The sequence below is a fragment of the Streptomyces sp. ADMS genome (assembly GCF_033441795.1).
In the GTDB taxonomy this organism is placed as follows: Bacteria; Actinomycetota; Actinomycetes; order Streptomycetales; family Streptomycetaceae; genus Streptomyces.
Genome location: NZ_JAVFVX010000514.1, coordinates 1 through 318, shown reverse-complemented (window position 1 = coordinate 318; position 318 = coordinate 1). Strand labels below are relative to the sequence as shown.

General features: G+C 61.6%; 1 pseudogene. It reads right to left on the bottom strand.

Annotated features, from left to right (window positions below):
- A pseudogene (locus RB628_RS41805) lies at nt 1-318 on the bottom strand (hypothetical protein); the annotation flags it as partial.

The window sequence follows — 318 nt, the reverse complement described above, 5'->3', positions numbered from 1 at the left end:
TGGTGGCTCCTCGGCCGCTTTCCATCAGCACGATCACGCGAAGTCGGTCACTGCGTATGGGCCGCAAAGCGATGATGCGAACAGGGACTTCCCGGCCTCGATGGTAGGGCAGCTTAAGCCTGCGCAGGCTGCCATCGACATGTTCATATACCTCGCGGCGATCCCACATTCCCTGTACGTCCGGAGATCCCGCGAGGATGTCACGCTCCAGACGGCGCAGAGCTTCGTTTTTCGGATATTGGACCCGCGCATAGCGAATCAGACCCAGATAGGGCCGAGCCCAGTCCTCCCGCCAGTTCACGAGCTGCTCGCGGGCCT